2 protein-coding genes are annotated in these 12226 nt (G+C 65.3%); both read left to right on the forward strand.

What is annotated here, in order from left to right; translation table 11 throughout:
- The first annotated feature begins 99 nt into the window (after window positions 1-99).
- Entirely contained in the window at window positions 100-6156 is a 6057-nt protein-coding gene (locus ACHMXK_RS21530) for an SdrD B-like domain-containing protein (protein WP_397442729.1), read from the forward strand.
- Window positions 6153-12182, forward strand: coding sequence for a hypothetical protein (locus tag ACHMXK_RS21535; protein ID WP_397442730.1), 6030 nt, complete (start codon window positions 6153-6155; stop codon window positions 12180-12182). The genes ACHMXK_RS21530 and ACHMXK_RS21535 overlap by 4 nt, the downstream gene beginning before the upstream one ends.
- The last annotated feature ends 44 nt before the right edge of the window (window positions 12183-12226 follow it).

Genomic DNA, 12226 nt, shown 5'->3' on the forward strand with positions numbered 1-12226 from the left:
CTGGCGCGGGAAGCGAAAGCTTCCCCGCTTTCCAAAGAGCACCTGCGTGCCCTTTGGAAAGCCTCGCCCTGCCGCAAACCAAATCATCCATTCGCCCACATGCTTTTCCGCCTGCTGAACAAGCTGCTGATCTCCTGCCTGTTGCTGCTCTTCTGGGCCGCAGCACAGGCAGCCGCGCCCGCAGCGGGGACGATGATCAGCGCCAGCGCGTCGGCGACCTTTGTGGACGCGGCGACGGGCTTGTCGGTGCGCTTGAACTCCAATGTCGTGAGCACCAAGGTTTTGCCCCTGGAGGCGCTCACACTGACTGCCAGCCAGAACCTGCTGATTGGCACGGGTTCTTCATTCACCATCAATCACAACCTGGCCAACACCGGCAATGCGGTGACCAACTACCTGATCACGGCCAATGTGGCCGGCGGCAGCGCTTTCATTCCTTTCAACCTGCAGGTGGTACTGGATGCGAATGGCAACGGCCAGGTAGATGCCGGGGAGTCCGTGATTCCGGCCGGCGGCGTGGTGTCGCTTGCCGTCGGCGCCAACGCGGGGCTGCTGGTCACCGGCCAGATTCCCGCCGGTGCGACGCCGGGCCAGGTCGCGCAAATTGCCTTGAGAGCGGTCAGCCAAACGCAGGGCGCCACGGCCAGCAACACCGACACGATCAACCTCACCAACGGCGCGGCGGTTCAGGTGACACTGGCGGCGGCATCCCCGACGGCGACGCCGGGTATCGACCTGGTCCTCACGGCCAAGGCCATCAACAACGGCAACATGGCGGCCAGCCCCACCAGTCTGACGGTCGACGGCGTGCCTGCGACACGTTTCATCCTGCGCATCCCGGTGCCTGTGAACACCACCTTTGTGTCCGCCCAGCCCGCCACCAACCCTGGCGCGCAGACGCTGTTCCATCTGCTGGGCAGCGCCGCCAACAGTTACGTTTCGGTGGTGCCGGCTGGCGCGGTGGTGGATGCCGTGGCCTGGAGCATCGCCAATTTGCCGCAAGGCGGCCTGTTCCAGGGCCAGTTCACCGTCAACGTGAATTCGAATGCCGCCGGCAACGTGAGCGGGACTTCTTATGCGGGCTGGAACGATGCGGGCGCACCGCTGACCACCGCCAGCAACACCGTGGTGTTGCCACTGCCGGCGCGTGCCGCCAGCATTCTTTTTTACACCAGCAACAGTTATGCCACCAAGGCCATCCAAAGCACGCCCGGCAGTCCGCTGTTCGTGCAGGTGGATGCTGCCGTTTGCAATGCCGATCCTGCCGTGGTCGGCACGGTGTCGGTCACCGTTGTCAGCCAACTGACAGGGGATACGGAAATCTTCACCGCCGTGGAGACCGGACCCAACACCGGTGTCTTTCGCATCCAGCCCCATCTTCCCACGGCGGATGCGACCGTGCGTCTCGTGGCTGCGGGCGACGGTATTCTTGAAGTGCTGCGTAACGACACCGTGACCGCCACCATCACCAGCTGCGGCGGCGTGGCGGTCTCTGCCACCACCATGCTGCTGGTGGATCCTTCCGGCACGGTCTATAACTCCAGCACCAATCAGCCGATTGCCGGTGCGACCGTGCAATTGATCGATGTCACCGGTGCGGGCAATGGCGGCAGCCCCGGCGGTCCGGCGGTGGTGCTCCAGGCGGACGGCGTGACGCCGGCCCCCAGCGTCATCGTGACGGCGGCCAGCGGCCGTTATGAGTTCCCGCTGGTGTTGAGCAGCACCTACCGTCTGGTGATTACCCCGCCAGCGGGTTACACCTTCCCATCGGCCCTGCCAGCGGCACTGCAGCCGGCCGGGCGCCTGATCGATACGCCGGGCTCATACGGCGGCAACTTTCTGGTGGCCGGTGTGCCTGTGCATTTCGATGTCCCAATGGATCCGGGTAGCACGGGTGGCCTGTTCATCGAAAAAACCGCCAACAAGAAGACTGCCGAGATCGGTGATTTTGTCGACTACGCGATCAAGTTCAATAACGTCACCGCGGTGCCGCTGCCGGCCACAGTGGTCAGCGACAGTTTGCCGGCCGGATTTGCCTATGTGCGCGGCAGCGCACGTTTCAACGGCGCGCCGCTGGCAGACCCGGCTGGCGGTGCGGGTCCCAGCCTGCAGTTCGCGGTGGGCACCCTTGCCGGCAGCGCGCAACCCACTTTGACCTACCGCGTGCGCATCGGTGTGGGTAGCCAGAGCGGCAATGGCATCAACACGGCCCAGGCCGCCAGCGGCGCCGTGCGATCCAACCGTTCCAGCGTTCGTGTGCAAGTGGTTGGTGGTGTGTTTTCCAACAAGGCTTATGTGATCGGCAAGGTGTTTGCCGACTGCAGCCGCGATGGTGTGCAGGACGCTGGCGAGCCGGGTATTCCGGGCGTGCGTATTTACCTGGAAGACGGTACTTATGCGGTGACCGACGAAGAAGGTAAGTACAGCTTCTACGGCCTGGAGCCGCGCACCCACGTTGCCAAGATTGACAACATCACCCTGCCCGCAGGCGCCACGCTGGCGGTGTTGAATAACCGCAACGCCTTTGACGGCGGCAGCCGTTTTGTCGACCTGACCAACGGCGAGTTGCACAAGGCCGACTTTGCCATCGCCGAATGCACGCCAGGCATTCGCGAGCAGATCGCCGCGCGTCGCAAGGCCCTTAGCAATCCCTCGGAAATTGTGCAGGCCGCTGGCACCTTGTTGCAGGCCAACCGCGGCGCGGTCGCGGTGGACGGCCGTACCTTGCCCGCCAGCGGCGGCTTCGGACTGCCCGGCGCACTGCAAAACAATGCCGGCTCCAATGTCGTTGCACCGCTGCCAGGGGCCATGGCGGCCAACCCCGCTGGCACGCTGGGCGCAGTCGGTGACACCGGCGGGCCTTATGCCCCGAATGCCCGGGGGCTGCCCAAGCCGATTTACACGCCGGTTGGCGTCGAACCCGCGCCTGCCCCGGCGCAAGCCGTCCCACCAGCTGATAGCGAAGCGGCGCAAGCGGCCCAGCCGCTTGAAGACCTGCTGCCGGACCTGACGGCCGAAACCGGCTTTGTGGGCCTGGTGGATGAGCAGTGGTTGCCTTCTGCCCAGACCCGGGTCCGCGTCAAGGGTCCGCTGGGCGCGAGCTTTGAACTCACGGTGAATGGCAAGGTCGTGCCGGCAACACAGGTGGGCAAGAAGAGCAGCCTGGAGAAAAACAAGGTTGTGGCCTGGGAGTACATCGGTGTGGATCTCCAGGCCGGCCGCAACACGCTCTCCGTGCGCGCGATCGACAGTTTTGGCATTGCCCGTGGCACAGCGCAAGTCACGCTGCGAGTGCCTGGCGCGCTGGCAAAAATCGACATCGCTGCGCCACCGCAACTGGTCGCAGACGGTACGACCGCTGTACCCATCACCATTTCCCTGCGCGATGCGCAAGGCCTGCCGGTGACTGCGCGCACCCAGGTCAGCCTGCAGGCCAGCCTGGGCCAGTGGCAAACCCCGGATCTGGATGCGCGTCAGCCCGGAACGCAGGTTTTTGTCGAAGGCGGGGAGGGGCGCTTTCTGCTGCTGCCGCCGGCTCAGCCCGGCAAGGCCGAGCTCAACGTCATCAGCGGCACCATCAAGTCCGCCGCCAGCATCGAGTTCATGCCCAACCTGCGGCCCATGATTGCCGCCGGTATTGTGGAAGGCGTCATCAACCTGCGCAGCCTCAATCCTTCTGCGCTGCAGCCGTCGCAAAACGGCGATGTGTTTGAGCGCCAGATCCAGAGCACCTCGCGCAGTTTTTCCAACGGCAAAGGTGATGTGGGTGCACGAACCGCTTTGTTCCTGAAGGGCAAGGTCCTCGGATCCTCGCTGCTGACCCTGGCCTACGACTCCGACAAACCGTCCGACACGGCGCTCTTTCGCGACATCCAGCCCAACCAGTTCTACCCGGTGTATGGCGATTCGTCGGCACGCGGCTTTGACGCGCAGTCGACCGGCCGGCTCTACGTCATGCTGCAAAACGGCACCAGCTACGCCTTGCTGGGCGACTACTCGACCCAGAGCGACAACCCCGCACGCCAGCTGAGCCAGTATGCCCGCGCGCTCAACGGCGTGAAGGGTCGCTACCAGGAGGGTGGGCTGACCGCGGAAGCTTTTGCCAGCCGCACGTCCGCCACACAAGTCGTGCAGGAGTTCCGTGCCAACGGGACCTCAGGGCCCTTCCGGCTGAACATGAACGGCGTTGTCAACAGCCAGCAGGTCAACGTCATCACCCGTGGCCGCAACCAGGCCTCGGTCATTGTGAAAGACACGCCGCTCACACCGTTTACCGATTACGAGATCGAGGCTTACAGCGGCCAACTGTTGCTCAAGTCACCGGTGCCCAGTGTGGATGCCGACCTCAACCCCGTCTTTTTGCGCGTGAGCTACTCCGTGGATATGGGCGGCCCCAAGCATGAGGTGGCCGGTGCGGATGTTCGTGTGCAGGTCGCCCCAGGCATCACGCTGGGCGCCAGCACCATGCGCGACACCGACCCTATCAACCAGCAAAGCCTGAATGGTGTCAATGTGCTGGCACGCCTGGGTGAGAAGACCGTGTTGACCGGCGAGCTGGCCCGCAGCAGCACCGACCTGCAGGGCAGTGGCGCTGGCCAGCGCGCCGAACTGCGCCACGAAGACAAGGCGCTGCAGGCCCGGGTCTGGGGTGTTCATACCAACGCTGGCTTTGTCAATCCCAACAGCATGCAGTCGGCCGGCCTGTCGGAGTACGGCGCCAAGATCGGTTACGTCGTTGACGAAAAAAACCGCATGGTGGGTGAAGCGCTGAAGACAGCCAACAGCGTCACCGGTGCGGCGCAGACCGGCATGGAGCTGAAGCTCGAACACAGCCTGGCCGGCAATATCAAGCTTGAAGTGGGCGTGCGTTACAGCAGTGCCAACACGGCTGCGGCGCTGTCGGCGCCGGCCCTGCCGGGTACCTCGGTGCCGGTGATCCCCTCGCCAGCCGCGCTGGCCGTCGGATCGGCCGAAGAAGTGGGCACCACCACCGCGCGTGTCAAGGTCACCGTGCCCGTGCCGAATGTGCCGCAGGCGGATGTTTTTGGTCTGGTCGAATATGCGATTGATGGCTCGGGTGGCAAGGAGGTCGGGATTGGCGGCAACTACGCCATCAATTCCACAACCCGCCTTTATGGTCGTCACAATTTCATCAACAGCCTCAAGGGCCCTTACACGCTCAATCCTGCGGCGTCGCAGTACACCACGGTGGCCGGCATCAACACGGAACTCACCGACAGCACCCAGCTGTTCAATGAGTACCGTATGGGTGACAGCATCAGCGGCCGCAACAGTGAGGCCGCTGTCGGCCTGCGCAGGCGCTGGCGCCTGGACAACGGCATCGGCCTGACCGGCAGCGTCCAGCGCATCAAGCCCCTGAGCGGCGTCACGCAGACCGACTCCAGCGCCGTGACACTGGGTGCCGACTACACGGCCGCCGCCGACTGGAAGGCCTCGGGCCAGGTGCAGTGGCAGAGCTCGACCACTTCGCGCAGCTGGTTGCTGACCGGTGCGGTGGCCAACAAGCTCGATGAAAACTGGACATTGCTCAACCGCGGCCTTTACAGCGAGCAGATCAACCTCGGCGTGGGTTCCGGCCAGCGTGAGTTGACGACCTGGCAGTCGGGCGTGGCCTACCGGCCGGTCGACACCAATGTGTGGAACGCACTCGGGCGCATCGAATACAAGAAAGACGTGGACAGCACCCTGGGCCCAAGCCTGCGCCGCGATGAGTCCGGCCTGATCCTGTCGACCCACCTCAACGTGCAGCCACGCCGCGACTGGGTTATGAACGCGCGTTATGCCGCGAAGTGGGGTCGCGACCAGTCCAACGACCTGAACAGCCACTCGGTCACGCAACTGCTGGGCGGACGTTCGACCTGGGACCTGAGCGAACGCTGGGACGTCAGCCTGCAGGCCTACCGCATGTGGGGTGGCGGCGCTGCTGAAACCGCCGTCGGCCTGGAAGTCGGTTACCTCGCCTTCAAGAACATGTGGTTGTCCCTGGGCTACAACATCAAGGGCTTCCGCGCGCCCGACCTGGCGGGCGAGGCCTACACTCAGCGCGGTCTTTATGTGCGCCTGCGCTTTAAATTTGACGAGAACTTGTTGGGCTCTTCCGCCAGCGCCACCGGGCCGGCGATCAGCAAACCATGAAAACCATGACGCCATTCACCACGCTTCTCGGGCGCTTTGCGCAGCACACACGGCTACAGCCGGGCTTCGCCATCGCCTTGGCCGCGTTGTTCCTGCTGGCCCTGCTGCCTCGTGACGCTTGCGCCCAAGCCCAAACCTTCAACTACACCGGCGCACTGCAAACCTATACCGTTCCTGCCGGTGCGGCCGGGGTGACCATTGTGGCCAACGGCGCGGGCGGTGGCAGCGGCGGAAACGATGCCAATGGCTGGGGCGGCGCCGGCGGCGACGGCGCCCGGGCCACGGGCACGTATTTGGCAGCCCCTGGCACGGTACTTAATATTTATGTGGGCCAAGGCGGGCAGTCTGGAAAGACTTCGGACGGAAACCCCTACACCCGCACCACCGCTGTTGGAGCGGGCGGCCTTGCGGGAGGGACAACCGGGTATGCGGGCGGGGTTGGGGGAACTCCCGGCGGCAGTGGCTGGTCTGGCGGCGGTGCCGGCGGGGGGGCCGCCAGTGTGGTGGCCACGAGCGGCAATACCCGGGTGTTGATCGCCGGCGGCGGCGGCGGCGGGCAGGGCGGCGCATTGGATGTGATGGGTCGGGCCGGCCTCGACGCTTCGGCCACGGGCGCGATGCCAGGCGCTGCAGGCCAGGCTGGAACAGGCCGTGCAAATGGCGAGGATGGTGCGGGTGGTGGTGGTGGTGGTGCTGGTTGCCCCCGTGGCACGGGGGGCGGAGCCGTGGCGGACAGCAGCGGCGCCAACAACACCGCACAGGCGACAGGCGGCGGTTCATGTAATACGGCGGCGGTGACGGGTTTTAGCGTGATCGGTGGCGGCGGTGGTGCCGGGGGGCCTTCGGTGACGGGGGTTGCACCCGCCAGTGGCAACCCTGGCAGCAACGGTTCCGTCATCATCACCCCGATCATCCCGGCGCTGAGCCTCAACAAATCCCAGCCCAGCCCGGCGCTGCAAGCCGCCGTCAACAGCGTGTACACCCTGACGGTGACCAACAGTGGCACGGGACCCGCGTCGGCGGCACGTGTGCTGGACCAGTTGCCGACCAACATGACCTATGTCAGTGGAACCGGCACCGGCTGGACCTGCAGTTCCGCCGCGAACGGCAGCGGGACACTGGTGACCTGCAACTTTGTCGGCACCATCGCTGCTGGCAGTGGCAGCTCGACCATCACCATCACGGCCAAACCGACCAACACCACCACGGCCATTACCAACTATGCCGCGGTGGGCTCTAATGGCACCACCACCGTGCCGATACCCACGACCTGTACAGCGGCCGACACACCCACAGCTGGCTGCGCAGCGCCAGTGACGAATAGCGTGGTACTCGGGCTGCTCAAGTCGGCGCCGAGTCCGGCCTTGCAGGTGGGCAGCAATAGCGCCTATACCCTGACAGTGACCAACAATGGAACGGCAACCGCGACAACGGCGCGCGTTGTGGATCAATTGCCGACCAACATGACGTATGTCAGTGGCACGGGCTCGGGCTGGACGTGTACGCCGACCGGAAGTACCTTGGTGACCTGCAACTTTGTGGGTACCTTGAGCGCAGGCGGCGGCACATCGACGATCACCATCACGGCCACGCCGACCAGCACGGCCAGCGTGATCAACCGCGCAGCCGTGGATCCGACAGGCGGCACCACGCCGCCAACGGCCAGCACATGTACGGCTACCAACGCGCCCAGCGCTGGTTGCGCGGCACCAGTGACGAATACCCCGACCAGCGTGATTCTGGGCTTGGTCAAGTCGGTACCCACCCCTGCGCTGCAGGTGGGCAATAACAGCGCCTATACCCTGACGGTGACCAACAGCGGCACCGCTGGAACCACGACAGCACGTGTGGTGGACCAGTTGCCGGCCAACATGACTTATGTCAGTGGCACGGGCACAGGTTGGACCTGCACCCCCAGCGGCAGTACGCTGGTAACCTGTGACTACAGCGGCAGCATTGCAGCCAGCGGTGGAACGGCTGCCGTTGTCATCACGGCCACGCCGACCAGCACAACCAGCGTGATCAACCGCGCAGCCGTGGACCCAACAGGCGGAGCTACGCCGCCAACGGCCGGCACCTGTACGGCGGCCAACACGCCCAGTGCCGGTTGCGCGGCACCCATCACCAGCACACCGACCAGCGTGATTCTGGGTCTGGTCAAGTCAGCGCCAAGCCCTGCCTTGCAAGTGGGCAGCAACAGTGCTTACACGCTGACCGTGACCAATACCGGCACCGCCGTCAGCACAACGGCTCGCATCACCGATCAGTTGCCCGCCAATCTGACCTACGTCAGTGGCGTGGGTGCGGGCTGGACTTGTACAGCCGCCGCCGGGCTGGTGACATGTAACTATAGCGGCAGCATCGCGGTCGGTGGCGGAGCGGCCGCCGTGGTCATCACGGTCACGCCGACCAGCACGGCTGCTGTGACCAACTATGCATCCGTGGACCCAACAGGCGGTACGACGACTCCGACCCCCACGACCTGTACCGCAGCCAACGCTCCGACGGCAGGCTGCGCTGCGCCAGTCACGAACACGCCAACCAGTGTCATGCTGGGCCTCGTCAAATCGACGCCGAGCCCAGCCTTGCAGGTCGGCAACAACAGCGTCTACACCTTGACGGTAACCAATACCGGCACGGCTGCCAGCACAACGGCCCGCATCGTCGACCAGTTGCCTGCCAACCTGACCTACGTCAGTGGTGCGGGCGCGGGCTGGACTTGCACGGTGGCTGGCTCGCTGGTGACGTGTAACTACAGCGGGACTCTCGCCGCCAGTGGCGGAGCGGCGGCTGTCGCCATCACGGTCACACCGACCAGCACGGCCAGCGTCACCAACTTTGCGTCGGTGGACCCAACAGGTGGCACGGCCCCGCCTACGTCCACGACATGTACTGCGGCCAATGCACCTAGTGCTGGCTGCGCCGCACCTGTGACCAGCACACCAACCAGCGTGATTCTCGGCCTCGTCAAATCGGCGCCCAGCCCGGCCCTCAAGGTTGGCAGCAACAGCGCCTACACGCTGACGGTGACCAATGCCGGAACGGCAGCAACAACAACGGCGCGTGTGGTGGATCAACTGCCGGCCAACATGACCTATGTCAGCGGCACGGGTACCGGCTGGACATGTACGCCGACCGGAAGCACCTTGGTGACCTGTAGCTTTGCGGGCACGCTAGGCGCGGGTGGCACATCGACCATCACCATCACGGCGACCCCGACCAGTACGGCCAGCGTGACCAACTATGCATCGGTGGACCCGACGGGCGGCACGGCTACCCCCACCCCCACGACCTGTACCGCAGCCAATGCACCGAGCGCAGGCTGCGCGGCCCCGGTGACCAGTACTCCCACAAGTGTGATCCTGGGTCTGGTCAAGTCGGCGCCAAGCCCGGCCTTGCTGGTCGGCAGCAACAGTGCCTACACCCTGACCGTGACCAATAGCGGAACGGCAGCAACAACCACAGCACGTGTGGTGGATCAACTGCCGGCCAACATGAGCTATGTCGGTGGCACGGGCACCGGCTGGACATGTACTCCTAGCGGCAGCACGCTGGTGACCTGTGACTACACCGGTTCCATCGCTGCCAGCGGCGGAGCGGCCTCTTTTGTTATCACGGCTACGCCGACCAGCACGTCCAGTGTGACCAACTACGCAGCGGTCGATCCGACAGGCGGAACCGTTACGCCAACGCCCACCACCTGTACGGCGGCCAACGCGCCGACGGCAGGTTGCGCAGCTCCCGTGACCAGTACTGCCACGAGTGTGATTCTGGGCCTGGTCAAGTCAACCCCCAGCCCTGCCTTGCAGGTCGGCAGCAACAGCGCTTACACCCTGACCGTGACCAATACCGGAACGGCCGCAACAACAAGCGCGCGTGTGGTGGACCAGTTGCCGGCCAACCTGACCTATGTCAGTGGCACGGGCACCAATTGGAGCTGTAGCGTCGCCGCTGGGCTGGTGACCTGTGACTACAGTGGTCCCGCCATTGCTGCCAGCGGCGGCACGGCCGCTGTTGTTGTCACGGTCACGCCCACCAGTACGGCCCAGGTGATCAACCGCGCAGCCGTGGACCCGACAGGTGGCGCCACGCCGCCAACGGCCAGCACCTGTACGGCCGCCAACACGCCCAGTGCCGGTTGCGCGGCACCCGTCACCAGCACACCGACCAGCGTGATCCTGGGTCTGGTCAAGTCGGCGCCCAGTCCGGCGCTGCAGGTGGGCAGCAACAGCGCTTACACCCTGACGGTAAGCAATACCGGCACGACGGCCAGCACGACGGCGCGTGTGGTGGACCAGTTGCCGGCCAACCTGACGTATGTCAGTGGCTTGGGCACGGGCTGGACCTGCTCCACGGCCGCCAATGCCGGCGGCACCTTGGTCACCTGTGATTACAGTGGCTCCATCGCCGGCGGCGGTAACGCCGTCCTGGTCATCACGGTTACGCCAACCAGCAGTGCGCCGGTGACGAACTATGCGTCGGTGGACCCCACCGGCGGTACGGTGCCCCCCGTCCCCACCACCTGTACCGCGGCCAATGTGCCGAGCGCGGGCTGCGCGGCGCCTGTGAGCACCACCGCAGGCCGGCTGGTGGCGGGCAATGTCTACAGCGATACGAACCACAATGGCAACCTGGACGCGGGTGAGGCCGGCATAGGCGGGGCAAGTGCCTTGTTCGTCAAGCTGGCACCGCTGTCTGGCGGCGTGTGCACTGGCCCGGCCACGGCGGCCGCACCGGTCAGCCTGAGCAGCGGCGCCTACAGCCTGCCCAGCGTGGCGCAAGGCAGCTACTGCCTGATCGTGGATGGCAACAGTACCCTGAGCGACATCACGCCAGCTTACCCGGCCGGCTGGATAGGTACCCAGAACCCGACGGGTGTGATCCAGCTCGTGGTCGGCGCCGCGCCACCGGCGCCGCAAAACTTCGGCCTGTACAACGGCAGCAAGCTCAGCGGTACTGTGTTCGCCGACAACGGCGCCGGCGGTGGCACCGCCAACAACGGCATCAAGGCCGGCGCCGAGGCAGGCCTGGCCGGCCTTACCGTCAACGCCATGCAGGGCGCGATCACGGTGGACAGCGAACCCACCGCCAGCGATGGCAGCTTCATCCTGTGGGTGCCTGCGTCCACCACGGGCACCGTGGTCATCACGCCCGTGTTGCCGGCCGGCTACGTCGCCACGGGCGGCTCGGCCGGCAGCACCGGCGGCAGCTATGTCCGACCCAGTGTCAGCTACACCGCCGCGGCCGGACAAAGCGCAACGGGCGTGAACTTTGGCATGGTCGCGCCCAATACCCTGAGCCCCAACGGCGCGCAGACCGCCCAGCCCGGAACCACGGTGTTTTACGCCCACGCCTACAAGGCGGGTACCGGCGGGCAGGTCAGCTTCACGCTGGCCAACACCGCCACGCCGGCCAGCCCGGCCTGGAGCCAGGTGCTGTACCAGGACAGCAACTGCAACGCCACGCTGGAGGCCAGTGAACCGCCGGTGACCGCCGCCATCACCGTCACGGCCGGGCAAACCGTTTGCCTGATCGTCAAGCAGTTTGTGCCTGCAGGCGCCGGCCAGGGTGCACAGAACAGCGTGACACTGAGCGCGGCCTTCACCTACACCAACGCTAGCCCGGCGCTGGCCGTCAACACCTTGAGCGCCACCGACATCACCACGGTCGGCCAGGCCGGTGATTTGTCGTTGGCCAAGCTGGTGAGCAACATCACCCAGGCCCTGCCTGCGGCCACCGGCGTCAACGCCAGCCCAGGCGACACCCTGGAGTACAAGCTGACCGCCACCAACAACGGCACGCAGCCGCTGTCCACCTTGTTTGTGAGTGATTCGACAACGGCCTTCACCGGTTTTGTCTCCGCCGCCTGTCCGCTGCCTGCGAGCCTGCCGGCAGGCATCACGGCCTGTGCGGTGACGACGCAACCGGCGGTGGGTGCGCAGGGCGCGCTGAAGTGGACCTTCACTGGGTCACTCGCCCCCAGTGCCCAGCTCATCGTCACTTACCGCGTCAAGGTTGACCAGTAAGTGCCGTGTGCTCGGTGTTGATGCATCATTTTGGCCTCTAGCCC

It is taken from the genome of Polaromonas sp. UC242_47 (assembly GCF_044452385.1).
In the GTDB taxonomy this organism is placed as follows: domain Bacteria; phylum Pseudomonadota; class Gammaproteobacteria; order Burkholderiales; family Burkholderiaceae_C; genus Polaromonas.